The organism is Chryseobacterium sp. PMSZPI (genome assembly GCF_002835665.1).
Taxonomy (GTDB): Bacteria; Bacteroidota; Bacteroidia; order Flavobacteriales; family Weeksellaceae; genus Chryseobacterium.
In genome coordinates, this window is sequence record NZ_PIZV01000063.1 from 1 (window position 1) to 23527 (window position 23527).

At 35.6% G+C, this 23527-nt stretch carries 18 protein-coding genes; 14 read left to right on the top strand and 4 right to left on the bottom strand.

Annotated elements, in window-relative coordinates:
* Positions 1-486 precede the first annotated feature (486 nt).
* The 8 genes from CW752_RS12785 (at position 487) to CW752_RS12820 (ending at position 9057) form a co-directional block, all read left to right on the top strand.
* The gene (locus tag CW752_RS12785; protein ID WP_101240103.1) at positions 487-1986 is read left to right on the top strand and encodes a succinate CoA transferase; all 1500 of its coding nucleotides are present in this window, start codon (positions 487-489) and stop codon (positions 1984-1986) included.
* Between the two features lie 230 nt (positions 1987-2216).
* Positions 2217-3491, top strand: coding sequence for an acetyl-CoA hydrolase/transferase family protein (locus CW752_RS12790; RefSeq protein WP_101240104.1), 1275 nt, complete (start codon positions 2217-2219; stop codon positions 3489-3491).
* A 138-nt stretch (positions 3492-3629) separates the two neighbouring features.
* Complete coding sequence (locus CW752_RS12795) at positions 3630-4421, top strand: hypothetical protein (protein ID WP_101240105.1); 792 nt, start codon at positions 3630-3632, stop codon at positions 4419-4421.
* A gap of 238 nt (positions 4422-4659) precedes the next feature.
* Positions 4660-5790, top strand: a complete 1131-nt coding sequence (gene hppD / locus CW752_RS12800; RefSeq protein ID WP_101240106.1) for a 4-hydroxyphenylpyruvate dioxygenase — start codon at positions 4660-4662, stop codon at positions 5788-5790.
* A gap of 72 nt (positions 5791-5862) precedes the next feature.
* Entirely contained in the window at positions 5863-6330 is a 468-nt protein-coding gene (locus tag CW752_RS12805; RefSeq protein WP_101240120.1) for a hypothetical protein, read from the top strand.
* 59 nt (positions 6331-6389) lie between these two features.
* The gene (gene fahA / locus CW752_RS12810; protein ID WP_101240107.1) at positions 6390-7637 is read left to right on the top strand and encodes a fumarylacetoacetase; all 1248 of its coding nucleotides are present in this window, start codon (positions 6390-6392) and stop codon (positions 7635-7637) included.
* 97 nt (positions 7638-7734) lie between these two features.
* On the top strand, positions 7735-8148 hold the full coding sequence (locus CW752_RS12815; protein WP_101240108.1) for a GxxExxY protein: 414 nt from the start codon (positions 7735-7737) through the stop codon (positions 8146-8148).
* An 84-nt stretch (positions 8149-8232) separates the two neighbouring features.
* On the top strand, positions 8233-9057 hold the full coding sequence (locus tag CW752_RS12820; protein ID WP_101240109.1) for a flavin reductase family protein: 825 nt from the start codon (positions 8233-8235) through the stop codon (positions 9055-9057).
* 159 nt (positions 9058-9216) lie between these two features.
* On the opposite strand, the gene CW752_RS12825 is transcribed toward CW752_RS12820, so the two are convergent.
* Complete coding sequence (locus tag CW752_RS12825) at positions 9217-9735, bottom strand: hypothetical protein (protein ID WP_101240110.1); 519 nt, start codon at positions 9733-9735, stop codon at positions 9217-9219.
* A gap of 67 nt (positions 9736-9802) precedes the next feature.
* Positions 9803-10615 (bottom strand): alpha/beta hydrolase family protein, encoded by an 813-nt coding sequence (locus CW752_RS12830; protein WP_228401755.1) that lies wholly within the window; start codon positions 10613-10615, stop codon positions 9803-9805.
* A 101-nt stretch (positions 10616-10716) separates the two neighbouring features.
* Here CW752_RS12830 and CW752_RS12835 point away from each other — a divergent pair, with 101 nt between their 5' ends.
* Genes CW752_RS12835 through CW752_RS12845 form a run of 3 tightly spaced genes read left to right on the top strand, consistent with a single transcriptional unit; the run spans position 10717 to position 12917 of the window.
* Positions 10717-11490, top strand: coding sequence for a HipA family kinase (locus tag CW752_RS12835; RefSeq protein ID WP_101240112.1), 774 nt, complete (start codon positions 10717-10719; stop codon positions 11488-11490).
* Positions 11477-11860 (top strand): DUF3037 domain-containing protein, encoded by a 384-nt coding sequence (locus tag CW752_RS12840; protein WP_101240113.1) that lies wholly within the window; start codon positions 11477-11479, stop codon positions 11858-11860. The genes CW752_RS12835 and CW752_RS12840 overlap by 14 nt, the downstream gene beginning before the upstream one ends.
* 22 nt (positions 11861-11882) lie before the next feature.
* Positions 11883-12917 (top strand): alpha/beta hydrolase, encoded by a 1035-nt coding sequence (locus CW752_RS12845; protein WP_101240114.1) that lies wholly within the window; start codon positions 11883-11885, stop codon positions 12915-12917.
* Between the two features lie 467 nt (positions 12918-13384).
* Here CW752_RS12845 and CW752_RS12850 read toward each other — a convergent pair whose 3' ends face one another.
* A complete protein-coding gene (locus CW752_RS12850) occupies positions 13385-16120 on the bottom strand; it encodes a TonB-dependent receptor plug domain-containing protein (protein WP_101240115.1) in 2736 nt (911 codons plus the stop codon).
* A gap of 288 nt (positions 16121-16408) precedes the next feature.
* Positions 16409-18739, bottom strand: coding sequence for an ATP-dependent helicase (locus CW752_RS12855; RefSeq protein WP_101240116.1), 2331 nt, complete (start codon positions 18737-18739; stop codon positions 16409-16411).
* Positions 18740-18976: 237 nt separating this feature from the next.
* Between CW752_RS12855 and CW752_RS12860 the strand changes: the two genes are divergently transcribed.
* From CW752_RS12860 to secG, 3 genes are all read left to right on the top strand, one after another.
* Positions 18977-20290 carry a M16 family metallopeptidase gene (locus tag CW752_RS12860; protein ID WP_101240117.1) on the top strand — a complete coding sequence of 438 codons (1314 nt, stop codon included), beginning with the start codon at positions 18977-18979 and terminating at the stop codon, positions 20288-20290.
* 8 nt (positions 20291-20298) lie between these two features.
* Positions 20299-22329 carry a M16 family metallopeptidase gene (locus CW752_RS12865; protein WP_101240118.1) on the top strand — a complete coding sequence of 677 codons (2031 nt, stop codon included), beginning with the start codon at positions 20299-20301 and terminating at the stop codon, positions 22327-22329.
* Between the two features lie 342 nt (positions 22330-22671).
* Positions 22672-23025, top strand: coding sequence for a preprotein translocase subunit SecG (secG, locus tag CW752_RS12870; protein WP_101240119.1), 354 nt, complete (start codon positions 22672-22674; stop codon positions 23023-23025).
* Positions 23026-23527 lie beyond the last annotated feature (502 nt).

Sequence of the window (23527 nt, forward strand, 5' to 3'; positions counted from 1 at the left end):
TAGACCCTTTCCGACCGTTAAAAATTACGGAAGAAGCTTTAAAAGTGGAAGATCCGTCCTACAAAACTTCATGGCTGGAATAAGATGTCCTTATAACAAAATATTCTTAACTGATTAGTTTCAACCACAAAAGTCACAAAAGATGTAAACACTTAAGTTTCATAAAGTAAATAATGCTTCTTAAAAAAGAACACTTAAGTTTTTTGAAAATCGAAGATTTTTTTCTAATGTGTACTTATATCCAGCATTTTTTGAACTTACTTAAGTGAACTAAAGTGGTTAAAAAATAGGATAGATTTATTTAATACTAAAGGGCTTACATAGTTTGGCACAAAACTATTACTGAATACATACAAAAGACGTTTTAAATCCTTTATTTAAAACGTCTTTTTTCGTAAATTTGTAAGGTATGGTTAACATCTACAACCATCATTATTTTTCATAACGCATCCTAAGTAATGGTGGTTTAATAAAAATCAAGATTACATGTTAGAAAGAATCAGATTAGAAAGTCTACACCAAAAAGTAACAACGGCAGAAAATGCTGTTAAAATGATTAAAGACGGGATGACCATTGGGTCCAGCGGCTTTACAAAAGCAGGAGACAGCAAAGCTATTTTACCTGCACTGGCAGAAAGAGGAAAAGCAGAAAACCTTAAAGTCACGTTAATGACCGGCGCCTCACTGGGACACGGTACCGATGGAAAATTAGCAGAAGCTGATGTAATCAGGAAAAGGATGCCCTTTCAGGTTGACCCTATTTTAAGAAATAAAATCAATAATGGTGAAATTCTATTCATAGATCAGCATTTAAGTGAAAGTGCAGAACTTCTACACACCAAAAATTTACAAAGCATCGACGTAGCAGTGATTGAAGCCGCTTATATTGAAAGAGACGGAAGTATCGTCCCTACTACTTCTGTCGGAAATTCCGTGACATTTGCAGCTTTGGCAAAAAAAGTAATCATCGAGATCAATACGGAAGTTCCGGAAGAAGTCTATGGTATCCACGATATTTATCAGGCTGAGGACTATCCCTATAGAAATGTTATTCCTATTGTAGCTCCATGGAATAAAATCGGAAGAAAAAGCATCCCTGTAGATCCCAATAAAATCGAAGCCATTGTTTTCACCAACCTTAAAGACAGCCCTGCCGATATTGCAGAACCGGATGAGAAAACAACAGCCATCGCAAAACACCTTCTTACCTTCTTTGAAAATGAAGTTCAGTTAGGTCGTCTTACAGACAGATTACTTCCTCTTCAGGCAGGAATCGGAAAAGTGGCTAATGCTGTACTTACAGGATTTAAAGACAGTAATTTCTATGACTTAACCATGTTTTCCGAGGTTCTTCAGGACAGCACCTTTGATCTGATAGATTCCGGTAAATTAAGTTTTGCCTCTGCCTCTTCTATCACTGTTTCTAAAGATTGCTATGAGAGAGTTTTAGGAAACCTTTCAAAATATAAAGATAAGTTCGTTTTAAGACCTCAGAATATTTCCAATACGCCGGGTCTGATCAGAAGACTAGGAGTAATAGCGATCAATACAGCCATTGAATTTGATATCTATGGAAATGTAAATTCCACTCATATCGGGGGAACCAAAATTATGAACGGAATCGGAGGTTCCGGGGACTTTGCAAGAAATGCCTACCTAAGTATTTTCGTTACTCAGGCCGCATCAAAAGGGAATAATATTTCCCATGTTCTCCCTATGGTTTCTCATACAGACCATACAGAACATGATGTCGATATTTTGGTAACAGATGTCGGATTAGCAGATTTGAGAGGGTTAGCCCCAAGAGAAAGAGCTCAGAAAATCATTGATAACTGTGTACATCCTGATTATAAAGCAGAACTGCAATCCTATTTTGACAGAGCTTGCCAAAGAGGCGGACATACTCCACACTTATTGGAAGAATCTTTCAGCTGGCATTTACGCTTTGCCGAAACCGGAAGTATGAAACAGAAAGTAGAAGCATAAATTTTCAATTAAGAAATTTTATTAGCTTAAAAAATCTATAAAAGGATCAGATGTTATGCATTTGATCCTTTATTTTTTATTAAATTTATGTAATTCATTAGCATGATAAAAGTCTTTTAATATCCTCTGTAATATTTGAAATAAATAGAGATATTAAAAGTATCTTTGAGAGAGGTTAGGCATTTATGAAATAAAAATTAGTCAGAAATCTTATAATAAAAAGATAAAATATGCATAATTACATCAGCGCAGAAGAGGCTATATATACGATTAAAAGCGGAAACCGTGTTTTCTTTCACGGCAGCGCATGTACTCCAAACTACCTGATTGATGAACTGGCAAGACAGTCTCACCGACTGGAAAAAGTAGAAATGGTTTCTATTACCCAACAAGGAAATATAGAAATCGCAAAACCGGAGTACAAAGACAAGTTCTTTATCAATTCTTTATTTGTATCTACACCGGTTCGTGATGCCGTCAACTCAGACCGAGGAGATTTTGTTCCTGTATTTTTAAGTGAAATTCCTATTTTATTCAGAAAGAATATACTTCCACTAGATGTAGCACTGGTAACGGTTTCTCCACCGGACAAACACGGCTTTTGTACATTAGGAACTTCGGTAGACATTGCAAGAGCTGCAGTAGATACGGCAAAAATTATTGTCGCCGTTGTTAATCCAAGAATGCCCAGAACTCATGGAGATGGTATGATCCATATCAGCAGAATCCACAAACTGGTTTGGCATGAAGAAGAGCTTCACACAGTAGATTACAGCTCAAAGGTCGGGCCGGAAGAAATGCTTGTAGGTAAAAATGTAGCAGAACTTATTGAAGACCGTTCTACCCTTCAAATGGGAATCGGAACTATTCCTGATGCCGTATTAAAATGTTTACACAACCACAAAGATCTCGGTATTCACACAGAAATGTTGAGTGACGGAGTTATTGATCTCATTCAGGATGATGTTATCAATAATAAATACAAGGGTTATAATGATAATAAGACCATCACAAGTTTCTGCTTCGGAACCAGAAAATTATATGATTATGTAGATGACAATACCGTTTTTGCCTTCAGAGATGTAAGCGAAGTTAATTTTCCTATTAACATCATGAAAAATAAGAAACTGGTAGCCATTAATTCCGCCATTGAAATTGACCTGACCGGGCAAGTCTGTGCAGATTCCATCGGAACACTACAATACAGCGGCATCGGTGGCCAAATGGATTTCATGAGAGGTGCTGCATTGAGTGAAGGCGGAAAACCAATTATTGCTATTACCTCCAGAACTAAAAAGGGGATCTCCAGAATTGTTCCTTATCTTAAACAAGGTGCCGGAGTCGTTACTACAAGAGGACATATCCACTATGTAGTTACAGAATATGGAACCGCCTATTTATATGGCAAAAATCTTCGCCAGAGGGCACAAGAGCTCATCAGTATTGCTCATCCTGATGACAGAGAAATGTTGGAAAGAGCAGCTTTTGAAAGATTTAAACACTGATAATCAACCATTAAAGTTGATAAAACCTGTTTTTTATCTGAAACTTGAAAACATATTTTTAATTAAGGCAGATAATTCATAAAAAAGCTTTAACATTTTGGCAGTATTTTTGATAAAACTCTTTGTAAAACGAGGAAATTGAAGACTATATATAATTCGATAAGAGAGGAAGTTGTAAAGCATTCCAAAGTAAAGAATTCTGTTTTGGGGAATGTGAATGAATGGAAAAGAAGCCATTATATTATTCTTTCCGAAATTATTAAAGAAGAACTATCTGAAGCAGAGGAATTAAAAGGCGGAAAAAAGTTTGAAATTGGAAATACCATTTCGCATGTTACTCTACAACGTTTTTTTGAAAATGATTATCAGGACAAAACTCATAGCGATCTAAGATTTTTAAAGACCCTGGATAAAATTTGTATTTTCCTGGGTTACAGAGACCTTAACGCTTATATCCTTTCTGTAAGAGATCAAAAAAAGAATTCTCCAGAAACTGATGAACAATCTCTTATAACGCAAATGGTATATGACTACTGTACAACGGCTTTTGAATTCTGTAAACAGTTTCCGAATCATAACACTGAACTTTTTACAGATCTGGTGTTCGATGATTCTCCGTTTTTAGAAAGAATTTCACAATTTAGTAAAGAGCTTTGTGACAAGGACTTTCATCTGGTTACCAAAAACAATCGTTCCAATTATGAAGTTTTTGACATTCGTATCGTCACAGATGAGCCGGAAAAAAAGATACTGGAATCTCAGGAGTTTTGGAATCTTTTATTCAAAGTCGGAGAAACAGAGCAAGAACATTTTGTCAATCAATTGAGTACTCAAATCTATTTTATCCGCAAAATAGATAATGCCTGGAAAATCTGGGACAATTATAATCCGGATGCCGGAAGCTTAAACCGAAAAATAGAAACCTTCTAAAAAATAAGAAAGCCGCAGGGAATCCCTGCGGCTTTCATGTTCGAAATATTTTTTTCACTTGTCTTTTGTGAACGCAAAGGTAAGCTGCCAATTTTAAACATAAGAAACTTAAATATACTTAAGTGTACTTTTCTTTAACTTTATGTTAAATATCTTCAAGGATTCCCCCATTATATTTTCGCCATGTCCAAGTTTTTTGTAATTTGCATACCAATAAAATAAAAGTAAAAGAGAAAATATGTCAACACTTACATTTGCCGAAAAAATTGCTCAAGCAGAGAATTTTTTACCGATCAACGGTACAGATTATATTGAGTTTTATGTAGGAAATGCAAAACAGGCTGCCCATTATTATAAAACCGCTTTCGGTTTTCAGTCTGTAGCCTATGCCGGTCCTGAAACAGGAGTAAGAGACCGTGCATCTTATGTGCTTCAACAAGGAAAAATCAGATTGGTATTAACAACAGGACTTAAATCTGATTCTCCTATCAGTGAGCATGTAAAAAAACATGGTGACGGAGTAAAGATCTTGGCACTTTGGGTAGATGACGCTTATAAAGCCTTTGAAGAAACAACCAAAAGAGGAGGAAAACCTTATTTAGAGCCAATAACTTTAAACGATGAGCATGGTGAAGTAAGAATGTCCGGGATCTACACTTATGGAGAAACCGTTCACATGTTTGTTGAAAGAAAAAATTATAACGGAGCTTTCATGCCGGGATACGAAAAGTGGGAAAGCAACTACCAACCTGAAGAAGCCGGTTTATTGTATGTAGACCACTGTGTAGGTAACGTAGATTGGAACAGAATGATTCCTACTGTAGAATGGTACGAAAAAGTGATGGGATTTGTGAATATCCTTTCTTTTGATGACAAGCAAATCAACACAGAATATTCTGCATTGATGTCTAAAGTAATGTCAAACGGAAACGGATATGCAAAATTCCCCATCAATGAGCCGGCAGAGGGTAAAAAGAAATCTCAGGTAGAAGAATATTTAGATTTCTACGAAGGAGAGGGAGTACAACACATCGCTGTCGCTACCAAAGATATCATCCACACTGTAACTGAATTAAAAAAACGTGGTGTAGAGTTCCTTTCTGCTCCGCCGGAAGCTTATTACGACATGGTTCCTGAAAGAGTTGGCCATATCGATGAAGATCTAAAAAAACTTCAAGAGTTAGGTATACTTATTGATCATGATGAGGAAGGATATCTATTACAGATTTTCACTAAGCCTGTAGAAGACCGTCCTACTCTATTCTTCGAAATTATTGAGAGACATGGCGCACAGAGTTTCGGTGCAGGGAATTTCAAAGCATTGTTCGAAGCATTGGAAAGAGAACAAGAAAGAAGAGGTAATCTTTAATTTTACAATAAAAAATAGTAAGTTTTGTCAGGATGCAAAGTCTTGGCAAAACTTTTTTATAAAACACAGCATATGAGAAAATTTTTAATTGGAATTTTATTCTTTGGAACATTAGGCTTAAAAGCCCAATATGGATCTCTGAATGCGATTCTTAAAAGGCTTGAAGAAAGACAAGGCATTAATCAACATCTTGAAAATGTAAATGTTGATAACAAAAAATTTGTTTTTATCAAGGATGAAGCAGATCATACAGAAAGAGATTTTATCGTTATCAAAGGAAATAACTCTACTTATGTAGAAGTCTTTGATGATAAGGCTACAGGTGAAAGTACTTCCAATGTATTCACCGGTGATATTGTCAGAAAAAAGAATATTATTTCTCTACGAGCCGATATGCTTGAAGGTAAAAAAATCCCAATCCCTGTCACTAAAACATTATTATTGACTAAACAGGATGATATCCTCTATCTTATTGATGTCAATACCAGAGATCGATGGATTGATGAAGAATCCTATTCCAAAACTAAAAAGGCAAAATAAATATCCTGAGGAGCTGAACTTCTCCGGATGATATTTTAATCTAACTTAAATTTAAACTTATGAAATCATTTGTAGACTATTCCTCAAATTCGGATTTTTCTATATATAACATCCCTTTCGGAGTCGCAGTTTTTAATAAAGAATATATCGGGTGCTGTACAAGAATCGGTGATCAGGTTATTGACCTTGCCACTTTGTATGACCTTGGTTATTTTGAAGACATTGAAGGGTTAGACGACAATGTGTTTGAGGCATATACCATCAACGAATTTATCGAACTTGGAAAACCTGTTACAAATGCTGTTCGTACAAAAATCCAAACACTATTACAGGAAGGATCAACTTTATCAAAGGATCAGAAGACTATTGAAGAAGCATTCTATGATTTGGATAAAGTAAAAATGATGATGCCTGTTCACATTCCAAATTATACGGATTTCTATAGCAGCATTGAACACGCTACCAATGTAGGAAAAATGTTCCGTGATCCGGCCAATGCCCTTTTACCCAACTGGAAACATTTACCTGTAGGTTACCATGGTAGAGCTTCTTCTATCGTTGTTTCAGGAACTGAAATCAATCGTCCAAAAGGACAAATGAAGCCTGCCGATGCAGATAAACCTGTTTTCGGACCATGTAAGCAATTGGATTTTGAACTGGAAATGGCCTTCATCATCAACAAAAATACTGAGATGGGAGAAAGCATTTCTACTAAAGATGCTGAAAATGCAATCTTCGGAATGGTTGTGTTCAACGATTGGTCTGCAAGAGATATTCAATCATGGGAATATGTTCCACTGGGACCTTTCCTTGCAAAGAACTTCGGTTCATCCATTTCTCCTTGGGTAGTTACTCTTGAAGCATTAGAGCCATTCAGAACGACTTCTCCTATACAAGATCCTGAAGTATTAGATTACTTAAAATTTGAAGGAGATAAAAATTACGATATCAATCTTGAAGTATATATCCAACCTGAAAACGGAGAACAAAACCTAATCTGCGAAAGCAACTACAAACACATGTACTGGAACATGACACAGCAGCTGGCTCATCACACTGTAAACGGATGTAACGTAGAGGTTGGTGATATGTATGCAAGCGGTACTATTTCAGGAAGTGATCCAAAATCTTTTGGTTCTATGCTTGAGCTAACCTGGAGAGGGCAAAATCCTTTATCGTTAAGCGACGGAACAGAAAGAAAATTCATTGAAGACAATGATACTGTTACCATGAAAGCCTGGGCTGAAAAGGATGGCATAAGAGTAGGTTTCGGTGAGGTTTCCGGTAAAATCATTCCAACACTTTAATAATTATTTAAACACTTAAGTTTTTTAAGTTACATGATAATGGTAAAATTAAGTTCACTTTAGTATTGAAAATCTACGATTTTCATATTCTTGCATTATGATTACTCAAAAGTTAATTAATGACTTGTCTTACAAAATCATTGGGGCTTGTATAGAAGTACATAAACTAGCAGGTCCTGGTTTATATGAAGAGGTTTATCATCAATGCTTAGAAAAAGAATTTGATCTTCTAGGATTACAATATCGAAGTGAACTTGAAATCCCGTTCTTATATAAAGGAAATCATATAAACTGTAAAGTAAAATGTGATTTTTTAATTGAGGAATTAATTGTTTTAGAATTAAAATCGGTTACCGAAATTCATCAGATTCATAAAGCCCAAACTATAAACTATATGAATTTACTAAAAACACCTCGTTCAATCTTAGTTAATTTCAATGTCACAAACCTTTATCATGAAGGCTGTGAATCGTTTGCCTCCAAGATATTTAAAGAACTTCCAAAAGAATGAAAATCGTAGATTTTCAAACTTAAGTGTTCTTCTATATGCAAAATCAGAAAAAACTAAAAAAACTTTAGTGTTACAATCAAAAATATGAAAACAGTAATCCCATCCGAAATAACTTCCGTACAACTACAAACAATCATGCAAACGGCCATTTCACCGCGTCCTATTGCATTGGCTTCTACGGTGGATGAAGACGGTAATAATAATTTATCTCCGTTCAGTTTTTTCAATATGTTCAGTACGGTTCCTCCGATTTTGATTTTTTCACCTTCGAGAAGAGTCCGTGATAATACGACAAAACATACATTGGAAAATGTTCTGGAAGTTCCGGAGGTTGTCATTGGAACCGTGAATTTTCCCATTGTACAACAGATTTCTTTAGCTTCTACGGAGTACGAAACCGGAGTCAACGAATTTATCAAGTCCGGTTTAACGATGAAAGATGCTGATCTGGTGAAACCAAAACTGATTGAAGAATGTCCCGTTAACTTTGAATGTAAGGTTTTAGAGGTAAAATCTTTAGGAGATCAGGGAGGTGCCGGGAATCTTGTGATCTGTGAAGTTCAGAAAATTCACATCAGAGAAGAATACCTGAATGAGGTCGGAAATCTAGATCAGCAAAAACTGGATATGGTAGCTCGTTTAGGCAGTAACTGGTACTCAAGAAGTAATGAAAACAGTCTTTTTGAAGTTCCCAAACCTTTGGTAACAAAAGGAATCGGTTTTGATCTATTACCTGATGCTATTAAATATAGTACCATCTTTACAGGTAATGATCTGGGAATGCTCGCTAATGTTGAAGTTTTGCCCTCAGGAGAGTTTCATTCAGACGAGAATATACATCAGAATGCTCAAAAATTGTTGTTGGATAGTAAAATTGAAGAAGCCTGGATACTATTGACAATAAAGTAATAATAAAAAGAGCCTGAAATTTCAAGCTCTTTTTATTTTCATTATGCAGGAGATTGAAGACCAGACACTGGTCTGCAATTCATCTATTGCTCTTATTCTGTAGAAAATGAATAAGACTATGACTCTTCAGCTTTAAGAACATCTCTTCCCGTTTCCCTTTTATTTGGATTTTAGCGATTCTGAGACACTAATCTTACCTTTTTCTGCAAAATCAGTAATCTTTTCATTCTTATCAATAGAAACATTCAGATTATCATTTTTAGAATCAAAATAAATCGATGTGGAATAACCTGGGCAATCATGTTGCTTACATCCATGTAATTTGTAAATTCCATCTTCTGATACAATAGGGCTCTCTACGTTGAAATTTTTTATCATTTCATCATATTGGTTCCCTACCAATTTTTTCAATCTGTCCGCAATTCCTTTATCTTCAAACAACTTGATCTCGTGCGGATATTTACCTACATTCTTCGTAATAACATTATCTGCAATTGGAGATTTAGAAGGTGTAGTTGTTGATGTTGAATCTACTTTCGACACTGTTGTAGAATCTTTAGGCATAGCTGTATTCAAAGAATCCGTACCCGCGGGAGTTTCCGTTTTTGTTTCTTTTTTACAAGATACAACCGTTACCGACAACGAAAGCGCCAATGCGCCAACAATAAGTTTTTTCATAATTAATTGATATGGTGATTAAGTATTATAACGTATTTTAAATCGCTTTATTTTAAAAATATTTTTCTTATTTCATCTTGTCAAGAATAAAATCAATAGATTTTTCTGTCACTGTATTCAGATCTTGAGGTAATGTTGTTTCTGTCCAGGGTTCTCTGCCCCCAAAGGTATGATTAGCATTTTCAACAAGAAACAATTCAGAATTGGGATGAAGGATATGAAGGTGCTCAGCTTGTTTTGCGTCTACTGCTTCATCCTCTGTTCCGTGAATAATCAACATGTGAACTTTGGCCATTTCAGCAGCCCGCTCAACATCGAAACGATGAATATTGTGTTCATAATCTTCATAAAATTGGTAATAATGTGGCATTTGCTGCTTAGTTCTGCCATTCAGAGCATAGTATACCCCTTTTTCTTTCCAATTTTCAAAAGCTTCACCTTTAGGAAAGCGATCTAGTGTATCTACACTTGCCAAGGTAATCAATCCATTAATTCTTTCATCTTCATAGGCTTTAATAATAGAAAGCCCTCCTCCTCTACTATGACCTATCAGGACAATCCTCTGATCATCCACATGAGAGTCTTTAGTAAAATGATCGATCACCACACCAAGATCAGAAAGTTCTTTAGAGTAGTTATTCTTTCCAAAAGCTTCCAGGTCTGCAAAATTATGGGGTTCATCTACAGTGGTACCGTTATGAGAAAAATTAAATTTCACAAAAAAGAAACCTGCTTTCGCCCATTTTTCTGCCATTAAGCTCCAAGCTCCCCAATCCTTATATCCTTTATATCCATGAACAAAAATTATCAATGGCTGCTTTTCTTTAGTATCAATATAGTAAGCGTCGGCAAGAAAACTTCTTGTCTCGGGGTTTTCCAAATGGATATCCTTTTTAATAATCAAGTTCATAAAATAAATGCAATTAATTGAAATCGAAATTTATGAAAAAAACTATCAAAAAATAACCTTAATTTTGTTGTATGCAGAATTTAAGAACTGTAACCGTGATGCGTTACATTCTGCCGTTAAGAGAGGGAGGTTCACTTCCTGCTTTGGCAGAAGCTGATGATGATTTCAAATATGTATTAAAGTTCCGTGGTGCAGGCCATGGAGTAAAAATGCTGATCTCTGAACTTTTAGGTGGCAAAATTGCTGAAGCTTTGGGACTAAAAATTCCTGAACTGGTTTTTGTAAACCTTGATGCCGATTTTGGAAGAACGGAAGCTGATGAAGAAATCCAGGATCTATTGAAATTTTCCGAAGGCTTAAATCTTGGATTACATTATCTTTCAGGATCAATCACCTATGATCCCGGAGTAAGCGTCGACCCTCTTCTGGCTTCAAAAATAGTGTGGTTGGATGCCTTTATTACCAATATCGACCGTACGTTTAAAAACACTAATATGTTGATGTGGCATAAAGAGCTTTGGATCATTGATAATGGTGCCTCTTTTTATTTTCATCATTCATGGCAAAATTTTGATGCTGCAGCAAAAACCCCTTTTAAATATGTAAAAGACCATGTCCTTCTTCCAAAAGCTAAAATGTTGGATGAAGCAGATCAGTTTGCTCAAAGTGTATTGAATGATCAGCTTTTCAGGGAAATAGTCAATTTAATTCCTGAAGACTGGTTACACTGGAATGATGCTGATGAGACTCCTGAAGAAATTCGCGAGATCTATTTTCAGTTTATGAAAACCCGATTAGAAAATTCCCAAATCTTTGTAAACGAAGCTAAAAATGCAAGAGGATAAAATATATGAATATGCGGTAATACGCTTAGTGCCAAAAGTTGAAAGAGAAGAGTTTTTCAATATTGGACTCGTAATGTTTTCTAAAAAAGAAAAATTTATCAGAGTGGAGTTTTATTTATGTCCGGACAAATTTCAACTAATGCATAGCAAACTGGATTATGAAGATATTATCCAGAACCTTGAAAGTTTTCAAAAAATCGCGAATGGCGAAAAAGACGGGGGACCGATTGCCCAACTGGACATTCCTGAGCGTTTTCGTTGGCTAACAGCTGTAAGAAGTGCTGTAGTGCAGACCTCCAGACCTCATCCCGGAAAATCCAAAGATCTGAATGTTACTTTTGGTAAGCTTTTTGAGGAATTAGTAAAGTAACACAGCTTTTAAAAAATTTATTATGGAATCATCCACAAACAACATATCAAACTACAGGTTTTTTACGAACCTGTTTTTTATTTTAATTTTAAGCGTTTCCAATTTATTTTATTCACAATCATTTTCACAGAATCCTACCAAGACTCCACCTATAAAAAGTACTCTGCTCCCTGAAATCGCAACTGTAACCGAAGATGTGGTATACAAAACCGGTAAAAAGGGAAATCCTTTAGCATTGGATCTTTATATGCCTAAAAATACATCTGCGGAAAAACTTCCGGTTTTAATTTACGTTCACGGGGGCGGATGGATAGAAGGAAACAAAACAGTACACTCAGATGACTATTTGGAAATGACCATTGTAAAACTGATGGCAAAACAATACGCTGTCATCAGCATCAATTATACCCTTGTAAATGATAGCACACACTTCCCTCTTCCATTGGAAGATACCAAAGATGCCATAAGATGGGTAAGAAAGAATGCTGAAAAATATAATTTTGATACAAATAACATTGGAATTTTTGGTGCCTCAGCAGGAGCTCATTTATCTCTAATGGCAGCTTATACTCCAGATAATACTTTTATAGGAAATCCTGATCTTTCTCCTTATTCGGCAAAAGTAAATTATGTAATTGATCATTATGGCCCTGTTGATCTTAACAAGCTTTTTCATACCGGATTAGGAACAATTCCTGTTTTCATGATTGGAACAATTTCAAAAAAAATCGTTCATTTACAACAAGGTCTGGTAAAGGGACTTTCAGGGTATGATATTAAAAAGGATCAACAAAGCGCAATAGATTATTTAAAAACCATTTCCCCAGCAACCTATACCGACAATGGTGTTCCTACCTTAATTGTTCAGGGAAATAAAGATAAGATAGTACCTTTGAGCCAATCTAAAAAATTATATCGAAGACTGAAAAGAGCAAAAGTCCAAACTTCTTTAATTGTGATTGATAAAGGAGTTCATGGTTTTTCTACTACTGATAAAAATGAGCTCGACCAGATGACTGATCAAATGGTTGATTTCATTGTTTCGCAGAAAAAGTAATCTACTTGAGTTGGGGTTAAGGAAAATTAAAATTTAGGTTATTGGAAGCTGGAAGAGGGAGGCCGGAAGTTACGGCCAGTCTCATCATCTATAGATGATTACCATAAATTTAATGATATCACTGTTTAAAAAAGATGAAAATACGGAAAAAACTGTTCTTTATAACCTGAATAACTTCCTTCTTCAGGCTCCCAGCTTCCATCCTGATTAAAATAGAAAGTTCTTATCCCGAATTTAGGTTACTTAAGAAAATCAATAATAAAAAAAGAGGCTATCTAAAAAGTCAAATAATTTTGGCTTTTGTCATTGACTACGTCGAATCTTCGATTTCTGACACAGGAAGAATCTCATTGATTATCATTTATTTGAGATTCTTCACTCTATTTCTGAACTACGTTCGTAAACTTTCAGTTTATGTTCAGAATGACACTTTTTTGACAACCTCTTTTCTATTGAAATATGGAGTATTAAAAATTAAAATTCAATCTTGTAAACACATACCTTCCATTCTGTCCGAATTGCGAAGTAGATCTTGAGTAGATAAACTGGTCATTATTGGTAGAGGCAGGTAAGTTTTTGGTAGGATAAATATCAAATAGATTGTTCACTCCTAACGTCAATCCTACATTTTTGGTGAATTGATAGGCAAGAGAAATATCCGTAATAATCTTATCCCCTATTGTCTGGTGTTCATTGAAACCAATAATACCGTCCCCATTAGCATCAATAATATCAGCTCCAGTCACTTTTCCGAAATAGGTATTTCTAAGATAAAAACTCGCATTTTTCCATGAAAGCGTATGAGAAAGACTTGCTTTTACTCTAGGTACGGCTTCCTCTAAATAGACTCTGGATTTTTCAGAAAAATAAACTTTTTCAAGTGCCGGAGATTGCAATAACCCTGAAGAATGTATAGCACCTACCTGTTTTGTCTGGTTCAGATTGATTGCAAAATTATTATCCAATTTAACTCCCGAAAATCTCGCATTATGGGAAATCACAACATCCACTCCTTTAGTTTCCGTATCGATAGCGTTGGTAAAGAATTGGGCACCATTCACTCCCAGTTGATCGTATACTTCCTGAGCTGTACCAGGAACATCTTTTCTTAAAAACTGGTCAGTAAGAATAATCCTGTTATCAATTTTTGTAAAATATCCGTCTGCTGTAAAGGTCAGACTTATTGATGGAATTTTATAGGTAAATCCTACACTGGCGGATTTTGATGTTTCCTGTTTTAATTTTGGTATTCCCAGCAATCCCGCTACCTGAGAATCATTACTAAAGGTCCCTACTTCCAAAAGCTGATTATTGGTAAATAATGTAGAAGTCACATTATAATAAATCTGATGAATAGACGGTGCTCTAAATCCTGTTGAACCCGCAAATCTTACATTAAAATTAGGAGCCACTTTAATTCTTGAAGCCAATTTATAGTTGAAGGTTGATCCGAAGTCCGAATAATTCTCATATCTCGCTGCTGCATCTACCAGTAACCAGTTCGTAAAATTAAACTCAACGTCTGCATATACCGCCACGGATTGTCTGTTTTTATTTACCGCATTTTCAGGTCTGAATCCGCTAAATACTTGTGATCCGCCAGGAAGAGCTGATCCGAAGAAATCGGTAGGTCTTAGTGAATTTCCATTCCATACATTTCCTGAAACATCATATGTTTGATAAGAGAGAGGCTCTCCTGATGTCATTTTAAAGTTTTCAAAACGATGTTCTCCTCCAAAAGCAATGTTCAACCCTTCCCATACATCATATTTTTTGGAAAAATCCAAATTGATTGTATTTTGCGTAAACCTTAAACCTCCGGCATCAAACTCACTTGGTGAGGCAAATCGCAATGAAGTATTTCCGGTGTTTTTTATGGTATAAGTAAATGAGTTTTGTCCGAAAGTATTGCTAAAATCGATATTCCATCCGTCCCATTTCCCTTTAATTCCTGCAGCAAGAGAGATATCCTGAATGTCAGCACCTATTTGAGGTAAGTATCCATTAGGATATAAACCCGTAAAAGTTCTGCTCTGGTTAGGCTTTCTGTAAAACCCTCCGGATGTACCGTGTCTTAAACTGTATCCTCCAAAAGTATATACTTTCCAATTATCACTTACAGGAATCTCAGCATTGATAAAAAGTTGATGATTGTTAAGCTTAGATTGCCCTACCTGCATATTGAAATCTTTTCTTGTCTGACCTCTGTAAGCCAGCTCCTGATCTGTCACGTCGGTACCTAAAATGCCTTGCAAAGCAGCAATCGTATTGGCTCCCTGAATTTGATTTTGAAAAGTTGGAGAGAAATAATTTACCCCTTGGGCATATTGATGAATATAATTAATAATCTGTTGGGAATTCGGAGTATTTCCAATATTATTAAAAAGTGAAGAAAGGTTCACTCCATCATTCAAAGCACGTTGTTCAATAGCATTATACGCATTATAGATAGTTCCACTCTCCGCACCGGCTCTGGAAGTAGGATTTCTGAATTGCGAAGACCATGTAATATTAAAGAAGCCTCCTTTTGTTCCGATTTTATTTCCATAATTTAAATCCAACTGGATATTCTGCCCATCGAAATTTCCGGTATGATCATTAGCTGCAGGAGTCAAGTTACCTCCATAGCTGATCTGGCCGGCCAATTTTCCTGTATCTTTTTTAAGCTCAAGATTCATTACCCCTGCAATGGCGTCAGATCCATATTGTGCTGCAGCACCGTCTCTCAATACTTCAATCCTATTCAGGGCAAAAGATGGAATTGCGTTCAGGTCCGTTCCTACTGTTCCTCTCCCCGGAGTTCCGTTAACATTCACCAATGCTGAAGTATGTCTTCTTTTTCCATTCACTAAAACCAATACCTGATCCGGTCCCAATCCTCTAAGCTGAGCAGGATCCAAATGGTCTGTACCATCAGCATTTGTCTGAATGGTTGAGGTAAAAGATGGAGCCACAGCATTTAGGATTTGTCCAATATTTGATTGGGGAAGAATTACTGAAGTTTCTTTAATATTGAATACGTCTACAGGAACCGGGCTATCAGTTTTTGATCTCGCTCCTGCTCTTGATCCCAATACAACAACTTCTTCTACATTATTGGTCTTTATGGTATCTTTATTTGCTTTTACGCTATCCTGTCCATAGGTATATACTCCCAGAAAAAATAAAACAGAAGCGGAAAAAAAAGTCTTTTTATTTCTCATATAGTTTAGAATTTGATTGACATTTATGTTTTTACAAGGTGCAAATGTAAAATATATTTATTAGTCCACAAAACCAATAGACTTTGTTTTTATCAAAAATAACTATCGTTTCTTTCTATCCCTTATTAAAATTACGGCTTTTAAAGCAACTTAAGTAATTTTTAATAAAAAATTCAAAATAGAAGGAATGAACCATGTCAAGGTTTAAAACCTTGACATGGTTTACAGTGAGAATAAAAAAACGGACCCAATGATGAATCCGTTTATATTTATTTTATTATTCAAATTTTAAATCTTGGTGAGCTTCGCATATTTTAAGATAAGATTTTTCTCACCTTCATGCATAAATACTACTTTAGCTTTGATATTCTGAGGATCTGTTCCGTCCAGAAAAGTAACTTCACCAATTCCAAAGCGGTCGTGTCTTACCTTATCTCCCACTTCAATATCTTGGGAAGAAGCTCCGCTTGGATTGATAATTTTAGCAGTACTTACCGGTTTTAATTTTCTTACCTCCGGTGCCGGTTTTGAGTTATCTCCTCTATCAATTGTTTTCTTTTCAACCTTTTTGAAAGACTTCATTTCGGAAGGATGTTCATCAAAAATATTGGATTTAACCCCTGCATTATTAATGAATCTCTTTTCCATAGCCGGATTAAGGAATTCAATATATTGCTCATCAATTTCACTTAAAAATCTTGATGGCTCCGCATCTGTAATTTTTCCCCATTGGAAACGTGATACTGCATAAGAGAAAAAGGCTTGTTTTTCGGCTCTGGTTAAAGCCACATAGAATAGCCTTCTTTCTTCTTCCAGATCTTCTCTGGTTGCAGAACTCATAAAACTTGGGAAAAGGTTTTCTTCAAGCCCAACCAAATGTACCACCGGGAACTCAAGACCTTTTGATAAGTGAATGGTCATCAATGAAACCATATCATCCTCAAGATCTTTATCCTGAGTATCTGCTGAAAGCGCGATATTCTCAAGAAAATTAGAAAGACTCGCATCACCATCTTCCAGCTGCATTTGTTCTTCAATAAATCCCTGCATAGAGTTCATCAATTCCTGCACGTTTTCTACTCTGGAAATTCCTTCCGGAGTTTGATCGTCTTTCAAGAATTTAATCAAACCACTTCGTTTAGCAACTTCCATTGCTACGCTGTAGGCTGTTTCTGTTTTCAACAATACCTGAAAGGCTTTAATCATCGACCAAAAATCGTTCAGCTTGTTTAAAACCCCATTATTTAAGCCCAATTGTGGTGCATACATTGGAAGGTTGTCCAGGACTTTTGAAACTGAAATATTCTGAGCATCTGCAAAAACAATCAGTTTATTCTGAGTCGTTTCTCCAATACCTCTCGCCGGATAGTTGATAATCCTCATCAACGCTTCGGAATCATTTTCATTGATTAAAAGTCGTAGGTAGCCAATTAAATCCTTTACTTCTTTCCTTTGATAAAAAGAAAGACCTCCATATACTTTATACGGAATATTTTTACGTCTCAAAGCATCTTCAAATGCTCTGGTCTGCGAGTTGGTCCTATATAAAATAGCAAAATCGCTATATTTTCTCTGATCACGGTTACGAAGTTCCCAGATATTTCCAGCTACGAAATTGGCTTCGTCAGCATCGGAAAGAGATCGATATATTTTAATCTTATCTCCTTCTTCATTGTCACTGAAAACATTTTTCTTAAACTGCTGTAGATTCTTTGCAATGACAACATTAGCTGCATTTACAATATTCTGAGTTGAGCGGTAATTTTGTTCCAGAGATACCGTAATAGCATCCGGATAATCTTTTTTAAAGTTTAAAATATTGTAAATATTAGCGCCACGGAAGGAATAAATGGACTGTGCATCATCCCCCACTACACAAATATTTTCAAATTTTGAAGCCAAAGCTTTTACAATAAGATACTGGGAATGGTTGGTATCCTGGTACTCATCCACCATAATGTATCTGAATCTATCCTGGTATTTAGCCAATACTTCAGGGAAACGAGTCAACAATTCATTAGTTTTCAACAATAAATCATCAAAATCCATAGAACCATTTCTAAAACATGCATCTACATATCGTTGGTAAATCTGACCAATGAATTTCATATTCGCTTTTTCATCAGCTTCCATCAACTCAGGATTATTAAAATAAGCTTTTACTGTGATCAGGTTATTTTTATAAGTAGAAATTCTGGCCTGAACTTTTTTAGGTTTATACAGATCTGCATCAATATTCATATCTTTTAAAACCTTTTTAATCACATTTAAAGCATCTTGTTGGTCATAGATGGTAAAATTGGAAGGATATCCCAGATAATGGGCTTCAATTCTCAGGATTCTTGCAAAAACAGAGTGAAAAGTTCCCATCCAAAGGCTTCTTGCATTACTGTCTCCCACAACCTTTGCAATACGTTCTTTCATTTCACGAGCTGCTTTATTGGTAAAGGTAAGTGCCAGAATATTGAAAGGATCTATTCCATTATGTATCAAGTGGGCGATACGCATCGTAAGTACACGTGTTTTGCCGGAACCTGCACCTGCAAGTACCATCAAAGGCCCTTGTAAAGAGGTAACGGCTTCATATTGTGATTCATTGAGTCCTTTCAAATAGTCCATGCTGCAAAAAAATTTTTGGAAACACAAAATTAAGGTATTCAAAGGAGAATTCAAATTATGAAATGTGAATAGTCAATTTTGCTTCACAAGTGAATCGTGAATTGTTGCTGTCCAAAAACTTGACAAGCGAATTGACCATTCACTATTCACTATTGACTTGTAATCCTCAACTTTTGCCCTTATTTCTGTAACATTTAGTTCATTTTTCCTACTAATTGATAAACAATTTCTAACTTTATGAAAAAGCGACTTCTTTCTGCTGCTGCCGTAGCTTTCTTTGGAATGGCACTAAATGCTCAGCAAATTAAATTCGAAGAATATGACCTCTCTAATGGTCTCCATGTAATTCTTCATCAGGATAATTCTGCTCCGGTGGTTACAACCAGTGTAATGTACCATGTAGGTGCAAAAGATGAGGTAAAAGGAAGAACGGGATTCGCACACTTTTTCGAACATCTTCTATTTGAAGGAACTCCTAATATCAAAAGGGGTACATGGATGAAGATTGTTGCAGCAAACGGAGGAGTAAACAATGCAAATACCACTAATGATAGAACCTATTATTATGAGACCTTCCCTTCCAACAATGAGCAACTTGGTCTTTGGATGGAAGCTGAAAGAATGCGCCATGCTGTGATTAACCAAGTTGGAGTAGATACTCAAAGAGAAGTAGTAAAAGAGGAGAAAAGATTAAGAATGGACAACCAACCTTACGGAAACCTTTTCACTACTATTCAAAAAAATCTATTTACTAATCACCCATACAACTGGCCTACTATTGGATCTATGGAAGATTTGAATGCAGCAAAACTGGAAGAGTTCCAAGCTTTTTATAAAAAATTCTATGTTCCAAATAATGCGACTTTAGTAGTTGCCGGAGATATCAAACCTGAACAAACTAAAAAATGGATTCAGGAATATTATGGTGGTATTCCGAAAGGAACAATCTATCCAAAAGACTATCCAAAAGATACCCCTATAACTCAGGAAAAAGAAGTTACCGCTACAGATCCGAACATTCAGCTTCCGGCATATGTTTTTGCTTATAGAACACCTGCGAATAAAGAAAAAGACGCATATATTCTGGACATGCTTTCTTCTTATTTAAGCAATGGTAAATCATCTATTTTATATAAAAAATTAGTAGATCAAGAAAAGAAAGCACTTCAAGTAGCTGCTTTCAATCAGGGGCTTGAAGATTACAGTATTTTTGCCTTCTTTGCAATTCCTATGGGGCAAACAACAAAACAAACTTTACAGGCTGATATCGACGGAGAGATTAAAAAACTGCAAACAACTTTGATTTCAGAAGAAGATTATCAAAAAATTCAAAATCAGTTTGAAAATCAATTCGTTAATCAAAATTCAAGCATCCAGGGCATTGCTGCATCTTTAGCAACCAACCATGTATTGATGGGAAATACAGACCTTATCAATAAAGAAATTGACATTTACAGATCCATCACAAGACAAGATCTGCAAAATGCAGCTAAAAAATATCTGAATCCTAACCAAAGAGTGATCATCAACTACGTTCCTGAGAAAAAATAATTGTACCCATGAAAAAGAAATTCACCTATATAGCAGTGGCATTTTTATTTGCAGGAATGCTTTCTGCACAGAAAATCGACCTTAACGCAATGCCAAAACCAGGATCTACTCCTGCCATCAACATTGCAAAACCAAAAACGTTTCAATTAAGTAACGGCCTTACCGTACTGGTTGTTGAAAACAATAAATTACCTAGAGTAAACACTACCCTTTCTATGGACCGACCTCCTTATTATGAAGGAAATATTACAGGGGTAAGTCAGATCATGGCAGAATTGCTCGACAACGGAACAACTAATCTAAGCAAAGATGAATTCAATAAAAAAATTGACTTCCTGGGGGCTAATCTAAATTTCTCTTCTAACGGTGCAGCATCCAATTCACTTTCAAAATATTTTCCGCAAGTATTAAGTCTAATGGCTGACGCTATCGTCAATCCAAAGTTTTCTGCTGAAGAACTTCAAAATGCAAAGGAAAGAACAATTGAAGGACTAAAAGCTGATGAAAAGAATGCATCTTCCATTGCTTCAAGAGTATCTAATGCCCTAACCTATGGAAAGAATACTTCGAGAGGAGAATTTGAAACCGTAGAATCTATTAATAAGATTCAATTGACGGACGTACAAAATATTTACAACAAATATTACGCTCCGGATAATGCTTATCTGGTTATCGTTGGAGATGTAAAATTTGATCAGATAAAACCATTGGTTGAAAAAGCTTTTGGAAACTGGAAAAAGTCGAACACAAAATTTAGTCCTTTAGAACCGGTTTCTAATGTTGCTAAAACAGAAATCAATGTAGTAGATGTTCCTTCTGCAGTACAGTCTGTACTATCAGTAAGCAATCTGAATACTCTTAAGATGAAAGACCCTAACTACTTCCCTGCTACTATTGCCAATTATATTCTGGGTGGCGGCGGTGAAGCCAGATTATTCATGAACCTTAGAGAGAAAAACGGATTTACATATGGAGCATATTCCAGCATGACTCCTAGCAAATATTCTCCTGAATTCTCAGCCGAAGCGAGTGTAAGAAATGAAGTTACAGATAAAGCTATAAAAGAATTCATGAATGAGCTTAATGCCATCTCTATGGTAAAACCGGAAGAACTGGACAATGCCAAGGCAAAATTAAAAGGTTCTTTTATCATGTCATTGGAAAAGCCTGAAACCATTGCAAGATTTGCACTAAATCAAAAGGTACAGGATCTTCCGTCAGACTTTTATACTAATTATTTAAAGTCTATTGACAAAGTAACTGCAGCCGACGTAACCAATGCTGTAAAAGCTACGATTTTCCCTAATCAAAGCAGAATTTTCGTTGCCGGTAAGGCATCAGAGATTTCTGAAGGGTTAGAAAAATTAGGATATCCTGTAAAATATTTTGATAAAGAAGCGAATCCTGTTGACAAACCTACTGCCCAAAAAGTGGATGCTAATGTCACTCTTGGTTCCGTAGCAGACAAATACATTAATGCTATCGGAGGTTTAGCGGCTGTTCAAAAGGTAACATCCATCACCGCTGATGCGACTACCAAAGTTCAGGGAATGGATATGAGCATGAAACTCATTCAGGCAAAAGGCGGAAAAATGTTTATGGAAATGAAAATGATGGGAAACACTGTTCAAAAAATCGCTTTTGATGGTAAAAACGGTTATATGGAAGGACAAGGACAAAAAATACAGTTAAATGATAAACAAAAAGCTGCTATGACTGAGCCTGAGTTATTCCCGGAACTTACTTTTGCAAAATCAACAGACTTCAAATTATCCGGTATTGAAAAATACAATAATGAAGATTCTTATGTCGTAAAAGGCCCTAAGAACACCTATTATTATAGTGTAAAAACCGGTTTAAAGACAGGTGAAATAAAAGCAGGAGAAGGGGGCTCTATTCCTACTAGCTTTGCCGATTACAAAGATGTTTCCGGAGTGAAATTACCATTCACAATTATTCAGAATATGGGTGGAATGGATATCAATCTGGCTGTACAATCCTATAAGCTTAATGAAGCTAAAGATTCCGATTTTAAATAGAATATATACTTAATAAAAAAAGTGCTGTCTCGTGTGAGACAGCACTTTTTTTAAACATTTATTGAACCATTAAATCAAACTTAATATTCTAAAAGTCTTAAAAATCTTTATGGTGAAACTTATTCGATTACAAAGTGGCAAATTGATTCTTAAAATTTAAACAGGCTCTTAGCATTTTCCAAACAATAAAATAATCATTGAGCCCTATCTCAACCTTATTTTTAGTCTAAAATCATTATCTGATTGGTAAACTTTTGCAGTTGATCCATATTTCTCAGCATCTTTTTTTGTTGTTCAGTAAAAAAAGATTAAATTTGCCCATTCAAAAAGATATCAGAATTAATGGATACTATATTTACACTATTGATGGTTCTTATTATGATTGCCAGTATTCTATTGGTAATTATTGTTATGGCTCAAAATCCAAAAGGAGGAGGCCTTTCCAGTACATTCGGAGGTGCATCATCTGCACAGTTTGGAGTACAGAGAACCAATGATTTCATGGAAAAAGCAACATGGACTCTAGGCGGAACTATCATCGTTCTTATCCTTTTAAGCGTTGTTATCACAGGTAAGCCATCCCAGGCAGCTCCTGCTCAACAACCCATAAAGAAAGAAGCGCCTGCAAAACAAACAGCACCTGCTTCTTCTACAACGACTACTCCGGCTAAAACTCCAGTTACACCGGCTAAATAAGAAATTATCATCAGATATAAAACAAAAGCAACTCAGTTTGAGTTGCTTTTTTATTTTAAACTTGGGACTAGGTAAAAAATTAGTTAATCTGAAATTATCTTTTTACTCCTCTAAGCTTTATAGTGAAATTTTATTTCAACGCAAAGACAAGATGCAATTGATTATTGATAAGGGAGCTAAGAAAGCAACAAAAGTCGCTGATGAAGCAATGTAGATGTGTGTACGCTTAGAAAGAATCAATTGTATTGATTCAGCCTTTGTTTCCTAAAATACAACGCCGGATAATAAAAATCCTTTGCGTTACATTTTAAAATTAAACAGATCTGAATACTCTAAGCCCCACAACTTTTGCTCTTCATCCATAATTATTTCAACTTTATTTTTTCGATTTGATGGCGAAGCTTTAATCCAGCTTTTAAAAAAGAATACTGCATTGGTTTTGTCTCCTTATAATATTTATCAATGAAGATCTGCATTGCTCCGTAAAACCTGTCCAGATATA